Source organism: Nocardia sp. NPDC004582 (assembly GCF_053602115.1).
Window position 1 is genome coordinate 25,639 of the sequence record NZ_JBSGCY010000005.1, and the last position, 17,304, is coordinate 42,942.

The following is a 17,304-nucleotide window of genomic DNA, read 5'->3' on the forward strand; positions in this document are numbered from 1 at the left end:
TCACCGCGAGCAAGGGCGAGGCCAGAATTCCGAGCAGTATCAACATGGTTCATCCCTTCGAGATCGGGTCGGTCAGTCGCCGGCACGCAGTACTTCGAGCCAGAGGATCGGCAGATATTGGCTGACGCAGTCGGCGACCACGGTCGAGCCGGGCTGGAACGCGGCATACGCGGGCGGCGTGGCGAAGTCGGGCCCGGCCGGAGTGCCCGGGTCCACCGGCGGGTGTCCTTCCGGGTACGACCAGGGCGTTCGAGGTCGATGCAGGCGGACATACAGGCACTCCTGTCGTGGGGCGTTTCGGTGATCGCGAGATGAGCCCAGTCCGATTCGACCACCGGTACGCGCTGGTCGGCCTCACCCGATAGGGGTGATTCTCGGCGCGTGACGGCCGCGCACCCTTCCCCGCGGCGCCGCCGACCGACCCGGGCATTGCCGTGGCCGGCGAATTCACCCTGATCGCATGAGGTGGCGAGGACGCCTCGTGCGGCAAGGTCTGACGAGCGGGATCACCGCCCGCGGACGGAGGACACCCATGACGACCGTGCTCGCGCCCACATTGCGCGGCTATCGAGCCGCTTGGCTGCGCGCCGACGTGGTCGCCGGTCTCAGCGCCGGAGCAGTGGTGATCCCCCAGGCCATGGCCTACGCCACCGTCGCCGATCTGCCGGTCCAGATCGGCCTGTACACCTGCATGGTGCCGATGGCCGTCTACGCCCTGCTCGGCGGCTCGCGCACGGTCAGCGTGAGCACCACCTCCACCATCGCGACCCTGACCGCCTCCACCTTGATCGGCGCGGGCATCGCGGCGGGCTCCGAGGACGCGCAGACCTCGCTGATGACGCTCACCCTCCTGGTTGGCCTGCTGCTGCTCCTCGCGCGCCTGCTGCGGTTGGGCTCGATCATCGAGAACATCAGCGAGGCGACGCTTTCCGGCATCAAGACCGGTGTCGGCCTGACGGTCGCGGTCGGTCAGCTGCCGAAACTGCTGGGCGTGCCCGCCGATCCCGATGCCACCGGCTTCTTCCGCGTGGCGTGGTCGGCACTGCGGCAGGCGGGCTCCGCCAACAGCGCCACCGTACTGCTGGCGGTAGCGAGTATCGCCGCGCTGTACGCGATGTCGATGTTGGTTCCCAAGGTCCCCGGCCCGCTGGTGGTCGTGGCCGCCGGCATCGCGCTCGTGGCCTTCGCACACATCGACGAGCAGGGCGTCGCGCTCATCGCCTCGGTCCCCTCCGGCATTCCGCTGCCGGGCATCCCGAGCCCGCACGACGTGGGCGCGTTGCTGCCGGGCGCGCTGGCCATCGCGATCATGGCCTTCCTGGAGACCGTCGCGGTCGGCCGTGGCGTGCGCCGCCCGAAGGAGCCCCAGATCGACAGCGACCAAGAGCTTTTCGCCAATGGCGCGGCCGCGGTCGCGGGCTCGTTCTTCCACACGCTGGCACCCGCCGGCGGTTTCTCCCAGACCGCCGTCGCACTGCGGGCCGGGGCCCGCTCGCAGGCGGCCAGCCTGGTGACGGTGGCGCTCGCGGTCGCGGTGGCGCTGTTCCTGGCTCCGGTTCTCGACGATCTGCCGCAGGCCACCCTGGGCGCCATGGTCGTGGTCGCCACCCTCGGTCTGCTGGATATCGGCGAGTTCCGGACGTTCTGGCGAGTCAACCGCGCCGAATTCTGGGTCGCCGCGGGGACCGCGGTGGTCGGCCTCACCGCGGGCCTGCTGCCGGCCGTCGCCGTCGGCGTCGTCGCGACGCTGTATCTGGTTCTGCGCGAGCTCAACCGACCCCACATCGAACAACTCGTGCGCGTCGGCACCGGCGAATGGACCGCGAACGCGCCGGACGCGCCCACCGTGGCGGCCGACCCGCTGGTGCTGCGCGTCGCGTCGGGCCTCTACACCGCGAATGTCCGAGCCAACATCACCGCCATCCGCGACCGGGTGAACGAGCTCATGGCCGCTGGGAACGCCCCGCGCGCCCTGATTCTGGACTGCTCGTCGATCCCCGACGTCACGATCACCGTGTTGCGCGGCTTCCTCGACCTGATCCGCGAGCTCGAAGACCTCGGCGTGACAGCGTATTTCGCGGAACTCCCGGAGCGGAACCGCGCCACCCTCGACCGCTCCGGACTGGGCCGGGAGTACGAGGCCGACGGCCGCGTATTCGACACCGTGGACGCCGCCGTCGCCGCATTGAATCGTTGAACGCCGCGACGGTCAGCGCGATTGCCTACAGACCGCCGATGCCCTTGCCGAGCACGACGGCGCCCATCACCGCGAGCACGATCGCCATCACGAGGTGATTGTTGTCCTGCAACCACACCCGCGTCTCGTCCAGCACCGGCCGCAACCGATCCGCGGCCACGGCGTAGCCGAGGACCACCACCAGCACCGTCGCCGCCGCGATCACCGTGTAGACCGCCACCGTGACCACCTTCCCGCCCACGCCCAGCCCACCCGAGCCGATCGCGACACCGGCCGAGACACACAGCAACAGGTTCTTGGGATTCACGGCCGAGAGCGCCACGCCCAGCCCGGCGGCCTTCCCGACAGTGAGCTGATCGATGGCCTGCATCCAGCCCGGTATCGAGGTGTCCGACCGTCCTCGCCACTGCTTGACGGCCAACACCACCAGCAACGCGCCCAGCGCGATCTTGATCCAGGACGCCGTCGCGGAGGGGTCCTTCGCCGTCGAGTCGCCCAGCGACCCGGCCAACAGCAGGACGACCACGGTCACCGCCAGGATTCCCGCCACCCAGCCGGCGGCGAAGCCCTTGCCCGCGCCGGACGCGTTCTTGGACAGGATCATGAGAATCGCCGCCACCACGGGGATCGGTGAGATCGCCACGCCGACGGCCAAGGGAAGTAGTTCGCCGATGACTGAGCTCATTCCGCCACGCTAGGAACGAAATCCCGTGCGCACGTCACACGCTCGGGGTGAAATCGGCGCCCGGGCACGACGTCGGGGGTCCGCGCGAGCGCACCCCACCGCGCGAAGTCACCCCGAACGGATGAGGCGCGAACCGAATCGACCGGTGAATCTTGTAATCGGCCTGCGGTGCGGCCTCTTTACCAGCGTGCACACCCTGTCTCCACCGCTATCCGTGAGGAGGTGATGTTCGTGCCCGAGAAGGTTCGCTATCAGTTCGTCATCGCCGGCGAATTGTCCGCCCGCGCCCTGAGCGCTTTCCCCGAACTGGCCCGGAGCGTGCACTCGACCAGCGGCACCACCACCCTGTTCGGGTCGGTGGATGACTACACCGCCATGCGCGGCGTGCTGGCCCGCATCGACACGCTCGGATTGACCCTGCTCGGTTTGTCGCAGTTACCGGACTAGCGCGCGGGGTCGTCCTCGGCTGACCATGCACGGTGCCGGCGCGGGCCGCGACGAAGACTCGATCCGGTGACGGGCTCGAGATTCGCCAGGGCACAGCAAATTGTTGGTATACGTTTTCTAGCACCGGATTTGTCCGTATCTCACCCGCGTGCAGTCAGATACCACAGTTCATGGAGATGCCGTGGCCCTGTCGACGCAAAAGAACGATCATCATGAGCATTGCCCCGAGATAGCCACCATGCGCGCTATCACGGCATATCAGCCCCCACAGCTCTCCTTCAGCGCCCTGCCGCTCACCGCCGCGCAAACGACCCTGAATCGTGCCCACGCCACGGGCAACGGTCACACCGTGCTGGTCTGCGCGCCGGCCGGCGCGGGCAAATCCGTTCAGGTCGCCGAATGGATCCGTCGGCTTCACCACCGGGTATCCGACCTCACCACGGGCTGGCTGGCGCTGGCCGAACCCAGCCTGGACCCCGCGCGGCTGTGGCAACACGCCGCCGCCGCGCTGGGCTTGCATCCGCCGTCCACGGCGCCGGCGATGGTTCCGGGCCCGGTCGCCGAGGCCGCCGAACTCGTCGCCGCGCTGGGCCGGCGTTCCGCGCCCGCCGTGCTGGTGATCGACGACGCCCATCTGCTGACCGACCCGCTGCTGCTGGCCGGGCTCGAATACTTCCTCGACCACGCACCCCGCTCGCTCACCACCATCGTCATCGGACGTTTCGATCCGCCATTGCCATGGCACGGCATCGACATGACCGGCCGGCTGACCCGAATCAGCTTCGGCGAGCTGACCTTCGGCGACCCCCAGATCGCGGATCTGCTCGCCCAGCACGGCTGCCGCCCCGATGCCTCCGACATCGCCGCGATCCGGCGCCTGACCTGTGGGTGGGCGGCGCTGGTCCGGATCGCCGCGATCCATCTCGCGGCACACGCCGAGTCCGATCGCGCGACCGCCATCGCCACCCTGAGCCGAACCCCGCACGGCGTCGCGGACTTCCTCGTCGGCGAGCTGCTCGACACACTGCCCGCCGAGGCGCTCGACTTCCTGCTGGCGACCGCGGTCCCCGCCTCGTTCCCACTCGACCTCGCCCGCGAACTCACCGGCGACGACGCCCCCCGTGTGCTCGACGGACTGCTGCGCGGCAACTTTCCGATGGAACGCAATGCGCGCGACGGCCTGCTCTGGCACACCTACCATCCGATGCTGCGCGCCCATCTGCTCGCCGAGGCCGCGCGCCGCCCTGACACGCAACTACCGCGGCTGCATCGAACCTGCGCCCGGTGGTTCGCCGAATCCGGAATGCGCACGCTCGCACTGCAGCACGTGCTCGCCGAACCCGGGCAGCCCGGCCTGGCCGCCTTCGTACGCGACCACGGACCACGGCTGGTCTTCGACGGCGCGGGCGCCGGGCTGCTTCGCCACCTCGACGACCTCGAGCTCCGCGACGACCCGTTCACGCGGTTGCTGCACGTGGCCGACGCGCTCGAGCGAGGCGACGCGGTGCACGCGTCGATGCTCATGGAGGTCGTCCGCGACCGCACCACAGCGCTGTCCGCGATCGTGGATTCGGCCACCGTGGACGCTTTGACGGCGGCGGTGACCGTGGCCGTCGATCAGGCCTCCGGCGGCTCGGTCACCGCCCGTCCCCGCTCGGCGACGCCCGCGACCACCGGACATCCGGACCTCGACTGCTATATCGCCCTCCATTTCGGCACCGCCGCCACCTTCGGGCCCGAGCTCGCGCTCGGCGAAGCCGGCCTGCGCCGAGCGCTCGCACTGGCCGAGCGCGGCGGGCCGTGCCGGCTCGGGCTGCAGGCCCTCACCCAGCTCGCCATGGCCGCCGGACTGGCGGGCCGGTTCACCGCGATGCGTGAACGGGCCACGCACGCAGTGCGATTCGCGGAACGGCACGGACTGACCGACTGGCCCGCGGTGACGCACGCACGGGTGATGATCGCGACGACGGCCTATCTCCAGGGCGAGCCCGACACCACGCGGACCGGGGAGTTGCTGCCGACCGTGCTGCGCCTCGATGGTTCGACGGCCCCCGCTCCCGGCTGGCACGCCGCCGTCCTGGCCCATCTCGTCGCCTCCGATACCGCTACCGACCGCCAGCGCGCGGCCGAAGCGATGCGCGTCGCGATGCACCGCCTCCTCGACGAGGCCGCCGTGCCGACGGCGACGGGCGGCCTGCTCACCCATGTGCTGTGGTCGCTGCTGCGGATCCGCGCCCCGGAGGCGATGCGCGCGCTGCTGGATCACGCGGTGTCGCGGCTGGGCCACACCCCCGAGACGATCGTGGCCGACGCCGCGCTCGCCGACCACGCCCAGCGCGCGGCGACCGCCGTGGAGTTGCTCGAACCCGTCCTGCGACAAGGGGATCGGTCCCATCCGATCACCATGATCCACGCCTGGCTGATCCGCGCCTCGGCCTGCGACCGGCTCGACCGGCCCGCCAAGGTGCACGAGGCGCTGCGCCGGGCCCTCGAGTACGCCCAGCCCGACCGGCTGATCAGGCCGTTCCTCGACGTGCCCGCGGCGGTCGAACTGCTCGACCAGTTCGTCGGCCGTTTCGGTCACCTCGACCCGCTGGTCGAGACGATCCGGCAGCACCCCCGGGCGCGGCCGCAGGACCGCACCCCGAACCTGACCGACACCGAACTCATCGTCCTGCGCCAACTGCCCTCGGGCATGACCACTCTCAATATCGCCGCGGACATGGGCGTCTCGATCAACACGGTCAAGACCCACCTGCGCGGCATCTACCACAAACTCGACGTACGCGCCCGAGCCGACGCCATCACCCGCGCACGCACTTTCGGCCTGATCTGAGTCCGCACCCTTCCGATCAGCCCGCCGACCGTGGCACCGAGCGCCACACCCCCGACCCCACGGGCCACCCCGATCGCGGGGACATGGTCCGGGCGACATCGGGATTGTCGATCTGCACGGCGAAAGTCCCACGATCACAACACGGCTCGATTGACCGCCTCGGACTACCGCGACATCCGCACCGAGCCGTCAGAACAGCGGCCGTATCTCGGTGACGATGGTGTAGAGCTCGGCGATGCGACCGTCTTCGACCCGGGCGATGTCCATCCCGCTGACCATCGGAGGTCGGTCCGGCGGCCCGTAATGGAAGCCGAGGTGACCGATGTCGTCGAGTCCGGACGCCGGCCCGGCGGGCCAGAAGACCCAGTCGGGGTTCTCCGCCAACATCTCTCCGGCACGGCGCTGGAACTCGGTGCGTCCCTCATTGATTCGATCCGGTTCGTGCCACACCACATCGCGGGCGTAGGTCTCGGCGATCACGGCGGCCCGGCGCTCGGGATCGGGTTCGTTGAAGACATCGAGCAGGTTGCGTCGCATGAGCTCGGCCGGCGTACTCGTCATAACAATCCCTTCCGATCCCGGTGTCAGCGTCGCTGCCAATCATCCATCACCGGGTCGGCACGGCCAACGACCAGGCCGACCACCCGCAAGATCCCTCACCGGAAGGGACTGAAGTAACGTGCCGTCACATGAGTGAGAACTTGGCGGGTAAGAGTGCACTGGTCACCGGGGCGAGCCGGGGTATCGGGTTCGCGGTGGCGGCGGAGCTGCTGGCTCGGGGAGCCAATGTGGTGATCTCCGCGCGCAAGCCCGAACCGCTCGAGGAGGCGGCCGAGCGGCTGCGCGGGCTGGGGCATGCGGGGAAGGTCGTGGCGGTGGCCGGGAATTCCGGGGACGCGGCGGCGCGGGCCGAGCAGGTCACTACCGCGGTGGCGCGGTTCGGGTCGCTGGATGTGCTGATCAACAACACCGGGATCAATCCGGTGTACGGGTCGCTCATGGAAGCCGATCTCGACGCCGTGCGCAAGATCTTCGACGTGAATGTCGTTGCGGCGCTGGGATATGTGCAGGAGGCGTACAAGGCGTGGATGGGTGAGCACGGGGGCGCGGTGGTGAATGTGGCCAGCGTCGCCGGGCTGCGCTCGACCGGGGTCATCGCCGCCTACGGGGCGTCCAAGGCGGCGCTCATCCGGCTCACCGAGGAGCTGTCGTGGCAGCTGGGGCCGAAGATCCGGGTGAACGCGGTGGCGCCGGGCGTGATCAAGACCAAGTTCGCCGACGCGCTGTACTCGGCGGACGAGGAGGCGGCGGCCGGGGTGTATCCGATGAAGCGGCTCGGCTCGCCGGAGGATGTGGCGGCGCTGATCGGGTTCCTCGCCTCGGACGAGTCGTCGTGGATCACCGGGACCACGGTGCGGGTCGACGGCGGCCTGCTCGCCACGGGCGGCATCTGAGCCCGGCGGTACGAATGCGCGTGCCCGGCACCGGGATTCGGTGCCGGGCACGGTCGTTCCGGGGAGCGGGTCAGCGGAAGGCGAGGGCGCCGAGGGTGTCGCTGTTGCGGTACTGGAGGTACTTGCTGACGGTGGCCTCGTCGACCGCGGTGGTGGCGGTGGCGACGGTGATGACGACGAACTTGCTCTGGCTGCCGTCACGCCACTTGCCGGTTTCGAAGTCGGCGATGTAGCTGCCGTCGGGCAGTTCCAGGTCGGTGTCCTCGAACTGGTTGTGCGCGGCAGACGCCTTCGCGTCATCGGACATGGTGAGCACCAGCTGGGTCAGCATGAGCCCGCCGCCCTCGGCCTTCCACGCCATCGAAGAGGCACGTTTGCAGCCCAGGCCGGTCATCTTCCCGGCCTTTTCGATCGGGGCGCAGGAGTCGAAGTCCTGGCCGGTCACATAGGTGGCGTGCAGGGCGACGTCACCGAGTTTGAAGTTCCAGTCCTTGCCGTATTCGGTGTAGCTGAAGCGGCTGCCGCCGGGCGCGGCCTTGGAGGTGGTCGCGGTGGTGCGGGGCGGGGCCGAGGTGGCGGGCACCAGGGTCGGGCTCTCCGTGGTGGAGGTGGCGTCGGCCTGGGTGGCGTCGTCGCCGCCGGAGACGAGCACGATCGCGCCGACCGCCACCGCCAGCAGCACGACCGCGCCCAGCACCACGCCGATGATCAGGCCGGTGTTCGACTTCGGCTGCTGCGGCGGATAACCCGGCTGCTGCGGGAAACCGGTCGCGGGCGGGAAGCCGGGCTGCGGCTGCTGGCCGTACCCCACGCTCTGCGCGAATCCCGGCGGCTGCCCGTACCCGGCGTCCTGCGGCTGTCCCGCTTGCGGATACCCCTGCTGCGCGGGCCAATTCGTCTGCGTCGGCTGCCAGCCCTGCGGGTCGGCCGGCTGCTGCCCCTGCCACCCGGGCTGCTGGACCTGGTGTCCACCGGTCCCCTGGGCGGGCTGATCCCACCAGGCGGCGTCGGGCTCGCCGGGCTGCGGCTGCCGGTGGACAGTGGGATCGCCCCCGGATCCGGCTGGTGGATACGTCATCTGATCACCTTTCGCGGACGGCCCGAGCCCTCCCCGGCCCGGCATTCGTTCCCGAAGCGTATGCGGGCGATCCGGCATGATCCAATCACGGGGTGACCGACGATCTGCTCATCTGCGGCGCGGGCCCGGCAGGGCGGGCCCTCGCGCACCGCGCCCTGGCGCACGGGCTGAAGGTCACCGTGGTCGATCCGCATCCGCGGCGGCGGTGGACGGCCACCTACGCGGCCTGGGCGGACGAGCTGCCCGAATGGGTCGCGGACGCGGCCGTCGCGACGAGAATCGCACGGTCCGTGGCCTGGACGACCCGCCGCGTCGAGATCGATCGATCCTATGTCGTCCTCGACACCGCGGCGCTACAGGATTCGCTGGATATCTCGGGAGCGCGCCTGATCCAGGACTCCGTCACCGCCATCGACGACGCTGCCCGCCACCGCCACGACGGACTGGACCTCCCCTCGGTACGGCTGGCCTCCGGCCACACCCTCCCTGCGGGGCGGATAATCGATGCGCGCGGCATCCCCCGCTCCCCCGCCCTGGCTGAGCAGACGGCGTACGGAGTGATCATCGACCGCGCCCAGTACCCCGATTCGGACACCCTGTTCATGGACTGGCGCAACGACAACGGCGCAGCCCCGAATGACCCGCCCTCGTTCCTTTATGTGGTCCCCCTCGACGACGACCGCATCCTTCTGGAAGAAACCTGTCTGGCCGGACGCCCCGCCCTCGACCAGCCCACCCTCGAGGCCCGCCTGACCCATCGATTGCGTTCTCGCGGAATCACTCTCACCGGAGCCGAGCCCATCGAACGAGTCCGCTTCCCGGTCCACGGGGGCAAGCCGGACCGGTCCACCTTCGGCGCGGCAGGAGCTTTCACCCACCCCGCGACCGGCTACAGCGTCGCCACGTCCCTGCGCCTGGCCGACACGGTCCTCGCCGGAGAATCGGTGTGGCCCGCCTCGGCCCGAGCCGTACACCTGTTGCGCCAGGCCGGATTACGCGCCCTGCTGGCGCTTCCGCCCACCGAGCTGCCGCTGTTCTTCGACGCCTTCTTCGCGCTGCCGATCTCGGCCCAGCGGGCCTACCTGTCCGGCCGCGACGACCTGCGCGGCACCGCGGCGGCCATGGCCTCCCTGTTCGCGGCAGTGCCCTGGCGGCTGCGCCGCGTCCTCGCGGCCGGGGTGGTCTCCCCCGGCCGGTCTCAGATCAGGTAGGGGATCATCGCCTTGCGGTCGTTCGGATAGTCCGCGAACCGTTCGCGGTACCACCGATGCGTGGACACCGCCCGGGGCAGCAGGTTGGCCACGGTGAACAGCACGAACACCAGTCCCGCCCACGTCCACGACATGAGCGCCCACCCCGCCCACAGCACCAGCTCACCGAAGTAGTTGGCGCTCGACACCCAGCGGAACGCGCCGCCGTACGGGATGCGGTAGCCGGTGAAACCATCACCGCGCAAAGCGATCAGAGCGCGGTCGGCATGGAAGTTGATCGCCCACCCGGCCACGGCCACCAGCAGTCCGATCAGGAAGCGCGGGTCGGTGAACCACCCCGAGTCCCGCAGATGCCGCGCGTCGGCGACGGCGTAGCCGTTGACGAATCCGTTGGCCGCGTTGAACACCATCCCGAACGCGATGCCGTACACCGGGAATCCCTTGGTGGACGCGCGCAGTAGCGGATAGATCAGACCTCGGTAGAGATAGTGCACCTGCCACAGCGCGTACAGCACCACCGCCGGCGGCTGCGGATCCCGCACGACCACCCAGAACGTGACGGTGAACGCCCACCACTGTGGATTCTCGAACAACAGCCACGCCCACGGCCCTCGGACCGCGAATCGCTCACCGTCCTTGGCGAATCGCCCATAGGGGTTGGTGTAGCCGAACCCGCTGGCGAACGTCACTACCGTGAGGACGATCAGAAACCCGAGCACGAAGTGAAAAGCATCCCGCATGGGATATGTACATACCTCCCTTCGTCCCGGTAAACAATCAAGCACTTGCTTGGTTCCGGCCCGTTCGCTATGAACAGAGTGGAGCAACCGAGGAGGAATCGTGGACGACTTCAGTCATCGGGCAGGCGCGGCGCTGGTCCTGGGCGCGAGCGGCGGGCTCGGCGGAGCGTGCGCGCGGATGCTCCTCGACCGCGGCAGCCATGTCGCACTGACCTATTACCGTTCACCCCAGCCCCTCGATGAACTCCTCGCCGCCGCGCAGAGCACCGCCCGCCGTGCCCGAGCCTGGCAGCTCGACCTGTCCGACGCCGTCCGGACCGCCGACGTCGTCGCGCAGGTCGCCGAGGAGTTCGACGGCATCCACACCCTCGTCTACGCCGCCGGACCGCACGTGCCGATGCGGCACCTGAGCAGGATCGCCCCGACGGAATTCCGGGGTCAGATCGTCGACGACGTCTCCGGCTTCTTCAACGCCGTCCACGCGGTCCTGCCGCATCTGCGCGCGAGCAAGGGCAGCATCGTCGCCGTCACCACCGCCGGCACCGCCCGGTTCCCGGTGCGCGACGGCCTGTCGATCGCCCCCAAGGGCGCGGTCGAGGCACTGGTGCGCGGAATCGCCGCCGAGGAAGGCAGATTCGGCGTCCGCGCCAACAGCGTCGGCCCCGGCATGACCACCGACGGCATGGCCGACCGCCTCATCGCCTCCGGCGACCTGGACTCCCACGCCCTCGAGGTCACCAAGAACAACATCCCCCTGCGCCGTTTCGGCGACGCCCAGGACATCGCCGAGGCCGTCTGCTTCCTGGCCTCGGACCGCGCCGACTTCATCAGCGGCCAGAAGCTCGACATCGACGGCGGCTACGGCGTCTAGCCGCCCTGGACGAGGACAACCACATGACCGACCACGCCGAGCAGATCCGATCCCTGCTCGCCCACCTCTCCCACCTCGCGGACGAGGGCCCGATCGACGAATACTTCGAGCACTACACCCCCGACGCCGTCTGGGAGCGCGAGGGCGACCCCCAGTCCGGCGTCGCACCCCAAATCTTCCGTGGCGCAACCGAAATCGCGGCCAGCGCCCAGTCCCGCCGCGACGCCGGCATCGCCGGCCCCGGAACCAGCACCCGCCACGTGACCAGCTGCACGGCCATCACCCTGCTCGGCCCCGATTCCGCCCGCGCGGAATCCGTCTGGCAATTCTTCGCCGACACCACAACCACCCCACGCCTCATCAGCATGGGCAGATACCACGACACCCTCACCCTGGTCGACAACCGCTGGCGCATCGCGGCCCGCTCCATATCGAACGGTTGACGCCCCCGCCGAGTGGCACATCCTGGAGGCGAATCCAGACAAACCCCCTCCACTATGTGCCACTCGGCGGGCGGTAGCCGTGGTTGTGGAGGGCGGTGGTGATCTTGCGGACCAGGTCGTGAGGGTGGGTGTGGAGGAGGGTGGCGTTTGCTCGGATGATGGTCCAGCCCAGGGCTGGGAGGTCGTTGTAGCGGGCCAGGTCGAGGGTGCGCCGGCGCGGGTCGGTCCAGTGTTGCGCGCCGTCGTATTCGACGCCGACTTGCCAACGCCGCCAACCCATATCGAGACGGGCGAATACCGCGCCACCCTTGCTGACCTTGATCTGGGTCTCCGGTCTGGGCAGACCCGCCCGGCACAGGAGCAGCCGCAGGCGGCTCTCCGGAATCGATTCCGCGCCGCCGTCCACATACGGCAGCACTTCGAGCAGACGCCGGCAATTCCGCGCTCCCGGGTGCCGCCGGGCCAAAGCCTCGACCTCGGCCACCTCCAGCCCCGTGGCCCGAAACAGCGAGTCCAGCAACGCGACTCCCATCCACCCGCCCTGGCGCCGACCGATATCGAAGGCTGTGCGCGCTGGAGTCGTGCATCGCAAGTCCGCCACCGAGCCGATCTCGTCAGCCGCTATCGCGTCCCGATAAACCCGAACATTCTCGGGAGCCCGCGCCCGCCGCGGCAACACAACCTCCGCGGCTCGATCCTCCATCCACAAGGCCCCGTGCACCACCGCCGCCGAACACCCCACCAAAACCCCACCCGCCCCCGCCCAGACAAGCGCTGCCACCGCCCGCCCCCGCGCATCCAACCGAACCCCACGCGGAACGAACGTATCGGGATGCACCCGTTCACACCCCCGCACCGCCCACCGACTCACCTCCCCACCCGCGACGGCCGAACTCCCCGAAAACGCCTCGCCGAATTCCCCCATCCCCCAACCCTCCCACCAACCACCCCTCCCCACCCCACCACTCCCAACCCCGCACCCCCATATCGCCGAGTGGCACATCCTGGAGGCGAATCCAGACAAAACCCCTCCAGGGTGTGCCACTCGGCGTTAAGGGGTTAGGTGGTTGGTGGTGAGGGCGGTGGTGAAGGTGGTCCACTCGGTGGGGGTGAAGGTGAGGGTGGGGCCGGTGGGGGCCTTCGAGTCTCGGATTCCGACGTGGCCGTCAGCGAAGAAGGCGACCTCGACGCAATTGCCGCCGGATTCGCTGTAGCTGCTCTTGAACCAGCGGGCGCTCGAGTGGTCAGTAGTCACGCTCGTACTCCTTCGCAACCCGCCGTAGTAGGTCTCGTGATTCGTTCTCTCCGAGAGCCGTTGCTCGGATCTCGCTCGCCAACTCATCGTAGCGTCGCACTTCGGCGTCCTTCTCCAGGTACACGTCGCTGCTCGCTCCGCCTTCGAGAAAGACGATCGGGGGCTCGATCCGATGTCCGGCTGCGTTATCGCCGAAACCGAGAATTACGAACTGGCCGTGCAGAATTCCCCAGGTCATGCCCGCGATGTACGGGCTCACGCGGAGAACCACGTTGGGCAACTTGCCGATCTCCGCCAGATGCCGCAGTTGCACGGCCATGATCCGACGGCTGCCGATGACCCGGTGCAAGGCCGACTCGTGGAGCAACACTTCGAGCTTCAGCGGATTCGATCTGCGCGTGACGAGAACCTGCCTCTTCATACGCAATTCGACTCGGCGGTCGACATCCGCTGCCGGACTGTCGCGGTAGAACGCGCTGATCAAAGCGCGTGCGTAATCCCGCGTCTGCAGTAGTCCGGGAACCTGTTCGTGGTAGACGACGAGGTTGTGCGCCGATGCCTCCAGCCCGACATACATATTGAATTCGTCACTGAAGAGCCCGCCGAATGCGTGGTACCAACTCTTGAGCTTCGCTTGTTCAGCGAGCTCGGCTGCCTGTGCAATCCCCGCGGCGTCAACCCCGTAGGTCTCGCACAGCGCTCGGACATCCTGTTTCTGAATCCGTTGGTTGCGCCCGGCTTCCAATCGTTGCAAAGCCGATTTCGACAGGTCGACGAGCCGCGCTGCCGCATCGATCGTCAACCCGTTCTTCTCGCGCTCCTCGCGCAGGAACCGTCCCAATTGCCGTCTCGGCAGCGTTGATGCCGGGCGTTCTTGATCATCCTTGCTGGTCATAGTCCCAGTCCCCTGGTCTGTGAACTCGAATCAAGCAGGGTCGAAAGATGAATCCGTTGTACCGCGAACGTGGGTCCGGTCGTGGGGGTTTGGGCCAACTGCACTCGGGATCCCGAATTTGCCTCCCCCGCAAGTGAACCAATGGTGTGCTGATGGGGTCAGTGATCCCCGTATGACGGGAGGTTCCAACATTGTTCGGGCTTCCAGCGACCGGGCACCATGCCCTGGCGGTGATGAGTGAGGATGCGGCGAATCGGGCACTACGGGAGCATGCGGATTGTCCGATTACCGTGTGCCCGGCCAAGTTACAGGCCAAGACGTATCTGGTGCGGATCGGCAGGCCACCACGGCGACCGCCTCGGGGGAGCTGAGATGGACGAGATGGCGGAGGTGGAGATCGGCGTCCTGCGGGATGTGATCGACGCGGTCGAGGAGCGGTTGCGGGCGCACGAGTTCGGGGGCGGGCACGTGCTCGCCCGGCGCTCGGAGCTGTACGCGGCGGTGATCTACGCGGTGCTGGCCAGCGCCCGGGCCTGCGGGTACTACGGGGCGGGGAGTTTGGTGCGGGCTCCGCTACTGGACGAGATCCTGGGCGGCGTCGAGCCGAATCCTTGGGACACCGCGGTGTACACGGTGGTCCTGGACGATTCGCTGATCCAGTGAGCGCGGGAGCCGCCGACCCCTCATCGGTCAGCGGCTCCCTGCGCGGGGTGAGTGGTCGGTAGGTCGTCCACGACCGGGAGTTGGACGGTGACGCGTTCGAGTACCCAGCCGGCGGGCAGCGCGGCGCCGCAATGCCCGTGCGGAGTCCACGGCGGGGCTGCGGCCGGGGCGGTCGTCATGCGATCCAGCTCCAATCATGGTCGGGGTCCTTGTATTCCAGGCCGATCCAGCCGTCGTAGCCCGCGTTGTCGAGGGCGGTGAAGAGGGCCTCGAAGTCCAGGGTTCCGGTGCCGGGGCGGCTACGGTCCGGGGCGTCGGCGATCTGGACGTGCCCGAAGCGATCGGCGTAGGTGGCGATGACGGCGAACAGGTCCTCGCCCATGCGGGCGAGATGGTAGAGGTCGCACAGGAAGCGGAGATTCGGCGCGCCGACCTCGTCGATCACCCGCACCGCGTGGGCGGCGGAGACGATCGGATAGTCGGGCGACTCGATCGAATTCAGCGCCTCGAGCACGACCTGGGCGTCGACACGGGCGGCGGCATCGGCGGCCAGCCGGAGGTTCTCGAGGGCCAGCTCGTCCTGCGCCCGAGGGTCCGCGCCCGGAATCCGATTGCCGTACAAGGCGTTCAGGGATCGGCAGCCCAGTTGTTCGGCGATACCGACGGTGACGTCGATATTGTCCCGGAACTCGGATTCCCGCCCGGGCACCGAGACCAGCCCGCGCCCCACGGGCACCAGGTCGATGAAGTTGAGACCGATGAGCTGAACTCCGGCGTCGGACACCGCGGAGACGAACGCGTCGATCTCCTTGTCCCCGGGCACCGGGTTATCGCCGAACGGCCACCAGAATTCGACCGCGTCGAACCCGGCCGCCCGCGCCGCCGCGGGGCGTTCCAGCAGCGGCAGGTCGGCGAACAGGATCGAGCAGTGCGCGTCGAATTTCCGGAGAGCTCCGTCGGCGGTGTACTTCATCGTGTCGATTCCTCCCGGTAGGTGTGCCAGCTGCCGTAATCGGTGATGTCGATGAGCCGCGGGTCGGAGATGACCGGTCGCCGCAGCAGCATGGACAGCACCGAGCGGCTGTCGTCCAAGGCAATCACACCGAGTTCGAGTTCCGGCGGCTCGGCCGGGAGCAGCCGGTTGCGCAGCACCTCCATGGGCACGTCGAACAGTTCGCCGGTGATCGGCGCGCCGCCGTAGGCGACGGGGTGCAGGCCGGGGAAGCGGTCGCCGACCGAGTAGAAGCGGTACTGCGGCGCGGTGGTGACCTCCCCGGCGCAGGGCGCGCCCTCGAGCAGGTAGTGCAGGGGTTCGCCGCGCATGGCACCCCCGTTCAGGAAGATCAAAGGCATGGCCGTGGGCTCCTTCTCGGTCGGACGGTCACAGGTCAGGCGGTGATCCGCAGGGCGTCCGGGGAGTCCGGGACGATCACCTCCGGCACCGCGATCGCGTCGCGGTGGATGGGTCCGCCGTGGGTACCGAGAGGCACTCCGGTGCCCCCACGGCGGACCGCCACGATCTCGGCGGCGATGGAGACAGCCGTCTCCTCGGGAGTACGCCCGCCGAGATCCAGTCCGATGGGCGACTTCAGCCGCGCCAGTTCGGCATTCGTCATCCCGACCGCGCGAAGCCGCTGGAGGCGGTCCTCGTGCGTCCGCCGGGATCCCATCGCACCCACGAACGCCACCGGCAGGCGAAGCGCCACCTCGAGCAGCGGCACATCGAATTTGGCGTCGTGGGTGAGTACGCAGACCACGGTCCGGGCGTCCACCCGGGTCCGGGCCAGATATTTGTTCGGCCATTCCACGACCACCTCGTCGGCGTCGGGGAAGCGCGCGGGGGTCGCGAAGACCTCCCGCGCGTCGCACACCGTGACGTGGTACCCGAGGAACTTGCCGATCCGGGCCACCGCGGCCGCGAAGTCGATCGCCCCGAAGACGATCATCCGCGGCGGCGGCACATGGGATTCCACGAACACTGTGACGGCGGCGGGCCGCCCATCCAACACCTCATCGGACCCGCATCCGATGGTGCGCACCGCGGTCGTGCCCGCGTCGAGCATGGCCTGGGCCTCGGCCACCACCCGCTCGTCGAATTCGTGGCCGGAACTCCACCAGGTGCCCAGCGCCATGACGGCGCCGCTGTCGAGGTCGCGGACCATGGCCACGGCCTCCCCCTCAGCTCGCAGGACCTGTTCCACCGCTGCGCGGTTGGCGTCGGTCACCGACTGGACGAACACCTGGATCGTTCCGCCACAGGTCAATCCGACGGCGAAGGCGTCGGTGTCGCTGTAGCCGAAGGTCTCCCGGATGGTGGCACCGGTGGCGAGCGACTCGCGGCACAACTCGTAGACCGCGCCCTCGACGCAGCCGCCGGAAATACTCCCGACGACGGTGCCGTCGGCATCCACGGCCAGGGCCGCGCCGATCGGCCGCGGCGCGGAGCCGCCGATCCCGATGATGGAGGCCACGGCGTAGTCCTTGCCGGCCGCGTGCCATTCCAGTAGTTGTGCCGCGATGTCGCGCATG

19 protein-coding genes are annotated in these 17,304 nt (G+C 68.9%); 8 read left to right on the plus strand and 11 right to left on the minus strand.

Annotation, left to right across the window (positions count from 1 at the left end; genetic code table 11):
• Positions 1–72: 72 nt before the first annotated feature.
• Entirely contained in the window at positions 73–216 is a 144-nt protein-coding gene (locus ACWELJ_RS02760) for a hypothetical protein (protein ID WP_452364455.1), read from the minus strand.
• Positions 217–532: 316 nt separating this feature from the next.
• Between ACWELJ_RS02760 and ACWELJ_RS02765 the strand changes: the two genes are divergently transcribed.
• Complete coding sequence (locus tag ACWELJ_RS02765; RefSeq protein WP_452364456.1) at positions 533–2,197, plus strand: SulP family inorganic anion transporter; 1,665 nt, start codon at positions 533–535, stop codon at positions 2,195–2,197.
• A gap of 25 nt (positions 2,198–2,222) precedes the next feature.
• Here ACWELJ_RS02765 and ACWELJ_RS02770 read toward each other — a convergent pair whose 3' ends face one another.
• Positions 2,223–2,882: a GAP family protein gene (locus ACWELJ_RS02770; protein WP_452364457.1), complete on the minus strand. Its 660-nt coding sequence runs from the start codon at positions 2,880–2,882 to the stop codon at positions 2,223–2,225.
• A 225-nt stretch (positions 2,883–3,107) separates the two neighbouring features.
• Between ACWELJ_RS02770 and ACWELJ_RS02775 the strand changes: the two genes are divergently transcribed.
• Positions 3,108–3,329, plus strand: coding sequence for a hypothetical protein (locus tag ACWELJ_RS02775; RefSeq protein ID WP_452364458.1), 222 nt, complete (start codon positions 3,108–3,110; stop codon positions 3,327–3,329).
• A 238-nt stretch (positions 3,330–3,567) separates the two neighbouring features.
• The gene (locus ACWELJ_RS02780; RefSeq protein ID WP_452364459.1) at positions 3,568–6,165 is read left to right on the plus strand and encodes a LuxR C-terminal-related transcriptional regulator; all 2,598 of its coding nucleotides are present in this window, start codon (positions 3,568–3,570) and stop codon (positions 6,163–6,165) included.
• Positions 6,166–6,354: 189 nt separating this feature from the next.
• Here the strand turns inward: ACWELJ_RS02780 and ACWELJ_RS02785 are convergent, their stop codons facing one another.
• On the minus strand, positions 6,355–6,726 hold the full coding sequence (locus ACWELJ_RS02785) for a nuclear transport factor 2 family protein (RefSeq protein WP_452364460.1): 372 nt from the start codon (positions 6,724–6,726) through the stop codon (positions 6,355–6,357).
• 128 nt (positions 6,727–6,854) lie between these two features.
• Between ACWELJ_RS02785 and ACWELJ_RS02790 the strand changes: the two genes are divergently transcribed.
• Positions 6,855–7,619, plus strand: a complete 765-nt coding sequence (locus ACWELJ_RS02790) for an SDR family oxidoreductase (protein WP_452364461.1) — start codon at positions 6,855–6,857, stop codon at positions 7,617–7,619.
• Between the two features lie 70 nt (positions 7,620–7,689).
• Here ACWELJ_RS02790 and ACWELJ_RS02795 read toward each other — a convergent pair whose 3' ends face one another.
• The gene (locus ACWELJ_RS02795) at positions 7,690–8,697 is read right to left on the minus strand and encodes a hypothetical protein (protein ID WP_452364462.1); all 1,008 of its coding nucleotides are present in this window, start codon (positions 8,695–8,697) and stop codon (positions 7,690–7,692) included.
• A gap of 92 nt (positions 8,698–8,789) precedes the next feature.
• Between ACWELJ_RS02795 and ACWELJ_RS02800 the strand changes: the two genes are divergently transcribed.
• Entirely contained in the window at positions 8,790–9,908 is a 1,119-nt protein-coding gene (locus ACWELJ_RS02800; RefSeq protein ID WP_452364463.1) for a lycopene cyclase family protein, read from the plus strand.
• Here ACWELJ_RS02800 and ACWELJ_RS02805 read toward each other — a convergent pair.
• Entirely contained in the window at positions 9,896–10,648 is a 753-nt protein-coding gene (locus ACWELJ_RS02805) for a 3-oxo-5-alpha-steroid 4-dehydrogenase (protein ID WP_452364464.1), read from the minus strand. The two genes, ACWELJ_RS02800 and ACWELJ_RS02805, sit on opposite strands and share 13 nt — an antisense overlap.
• A 100-nt stretch (positions 10,649–10,748) precedes the next feature.
• On the opposite strand from ACWELJ_RS02805, the gene ACWELJ_RS02810 reads away from it, so the two are divergent.
• Positions 10,749–11,519 (plus strand): SDR family NAD(P)-dependent oxidoreductase, encoded by a 771-nt coding sequence (locus ACWELJ_RS02810; RefSeq protein ID WP_452364465.1) that lies wholly within the window; start codon positions 10,749–10,751, stop codon positions 11,517–11,519.
• 23 nt (positions 11,520–11,542) lie between these two features.
• The gene (locus ACWELJ_RS02815) at positions 11,543–11,962 is read left to right on the plus strand and encodes a nuclear transport factor 2 family protein (protein ID WP_452364466.1); all 420 of its coding nucleotides are present in this window, start codon (positions 11,543–11,545) and stop codon (positions 11,960–11,962) included.
• Positions 11,963–12,014: 52 nt separating this feature from the next.
• On the opposite strand, the gene ACWELJ_RS02820 is transcribed toward ACWELJ_RS02815, so the two are convergent.
• The 3 genes from ACWELJ_RS02820 to ACWELJ_RS02830 form a co-directional block, all read right to left on the minus strand.
• Positions 12,015–12,494 (minus strand): hypothetical protein, encoded by a 480-nt coding sequence (locus tag ACWELJ_RS02820; protein ID WP_452364467.1) that lies wholly within the window; start codon positions 12,492–12,494, stop codon positions 12,015–12,017.
• A 519-nt stretch (positions 12,495–13,013) separates the two neighbouring features.
• On the minus strand, positions 13,014–13,217 hold the full coding sequence (locus ACWELJ_RS02825) for a DUF397 domain-containing protein (RefSeq protein WP_452364468.1): 204 nt from the start codon (positions 13,215–13,217) through the stop codon (positions 13,014–13,016).
• Entirely contained in the window at positions 13,207–14,112 is a 906-nt protein-coding gene (locus ACWELJ_RS02830) for a helix-turn-helix domain-containing protein (RefSeq protein WP_452364469.1), read from the minus strand. Before ACWELJ_RS02830 ends, ACWELJ_RS02825 begins: the two co-directional genes overlap by 11 nt.
• Before the next feature lie 372 nt (positions 14,113–14,484).
• Here ACWELJ_RS02830 and ACWELJ_RS02835 point away from each other — a divergent pair, with 372 nt between their 5' ends.
• Positions 14,485–14,775 carry a hypothetical protein gene (locus tag ACWELJ_RS02835; protein WP_452364470.1) on the plus strand — a complete coding sequence of 97 codons (291 nt, stop codon included), beginning with the start codon at positions 14,485–14,487 and terminating at the stop codon, positions 14,773–14,775.
• Between the two features lie 175 nt (positions 14,776–14,950).
• Here the strand turns inward: ACWELJ_RS02835 and ACWELJ_RS02840 are convergent, their stop codons facing one another.
• Genes ACWELJ_RS02840 through ACWELJ_RS02850 form a run of 3 tightly spaced genes read right to left on the minus strand, consistent with a single transcriptional unit; the run spans position 14,951 to position 17,303 of the window.
• On the minus strand, positions 14,951–15,757 hold the full coding sequence (locus tag ACWELJ_RS02840; RefSeq protein WP_452364523.1) for a hydroxypyruvate isomerase family protein: 807 nt from the start codon (positions 15,755–15,757) through the stop codon (positions 14,951–14,953).
• Complete coding sequence (locus tag ACWELJ_RS02845) at positions 15,745–16,128, minus strand: allophanate hydrolase-related protein (RefSeq protein WP_357082875.1); 384 nt, start codon at positions 16,126–16,128, stop codon at positions 15,745–15,747. The genes ACWELJ_RS02840 and ACWELJ_RS02845 overlap by 13 nt, the downstream gene beginning before the upstream one ends.
• 35 nt (positions 16,129–16,163) lie before the next feature.
• Entirely contained in the window at positions 16,164–17,303 is a 1,140-nt protein-coding gene (locus ACWELJ_RS02850; protein ID WP_452364471.1) for an XdhC family protein, read from the minus strand.
• Between the last annotated feature and the right edge of the window lies 1 nt (position 17,304).

What these genes read in the sequence shown, in the direction of transcription:
- ACWELJ_RS02795 (WP_452364462.1), bottom strand. Translation starts at nt 8,697, where the DNA reads ATGACGTATCCACCAGCCGGATCCGGGGGCGATCCCACTGTCCACCGG.
- ACWELJ_RS02805 (WP_452364464.1), bottom strand. Translation starts at nt 10,648, where the DNA reads ATGCGGGATGCTTTTCACTTCGTGCTCGGGTTTCTGATCGTCCTCACG.
- ACWELJ_RS02790 (WP_452364461.1), top strand. Translation starts at nt 6,855, where the DNA reads ATGAGTGAGAACTTGGCGGGTAAGAGTGCACTGGTCACCGGGGCGAGC.
- ACWELJ_RS02845 (WP_357082875.1), bottom strand. Translation starts at nt 16,128, where the DNA reads ATGCCTTTGATCTTCCTGAACGGGGGTGCCATGCGCGGCGAACCCCTG.
- ACWELJ_RS02830 (WP_452364469.1), bottom strand. Translation starts at nt 14,112, where the DNA reads ATGACCAGCAAGGATGATCAAGAACGCCCGGCATCAACGCTGCCGAGA.
- ACWELJ_RS02785 (WP_452364460.1), bottom strand. Translation starts at nt 6,726, where the DNA reads ATGACGAGTACGCCGGCCGAGCTCATGCGACGCAACCTGCTCGATGTC.
- ACWELJ_RS02775 (WP_452364458.1), top strand. Translation starts at nt 3,108, where the DNA reads ATGTTCGTGCCCGAGAAGGTTCGCTATCAGTTCGTCATCGCCGGCGAA.
- ACWELJ_RS02815 (WP_452364466.1), top strand. Translation starts at nt 11,543, where the DNA reads ATGACCGACCACGCCGAGCAGATCCGATCCCTGCTCGCCCACCTCTCC.
- ACWELJ_RS02780 (WP_452364459.1), top strand. Translation starts at nt 3,568, where the DNA reads ATGCGCGCTATCACGGCATATCAGCCCCCACAGCTCTCCTTCAGCGCC.
- ACWELJ_RS02835 (WP_452364470.1), top strand. Translation starts at nt 14,485, where the DNA reads ATGGACGAGATGGCGGAGGTGGAGATCGGCGTCCTGCGGGATGTGATC.
- ACWELJ_RS02770 (WP_452364457.1), bottom strand. Translation starts at nt 2,882, where the DNA reads ATGAGCTCAGTCATCGGCGAACTACTTCCCTTGGCCGTCGGCGTGGCG.
- ACWELJ_RS02850 (WP_452364471.1), bottom strand. Translation starts at nt 17,303, where the DNA reads ATGCGCGACATCGCGGCACAACTACTGGAATGGCACGCGGCCGGCAAG.
- ACWELJ_RS02765 (WP_452364456.1), top strand. Translation starts at nt 533, where the DNA reads ATGACGACCGTGCTCGCGCCCACATTGCGCGGCTATCGAGCCGCTTGG.
- ACWELJ_RS02820 (WP_452364467.1), bottom strand. Translation starts at nt 12,494, where the DNA reads ATGGGAGTCGCGTTGCTGGACTCGCTGTTTCGGGCCACGGGGCTGGAG.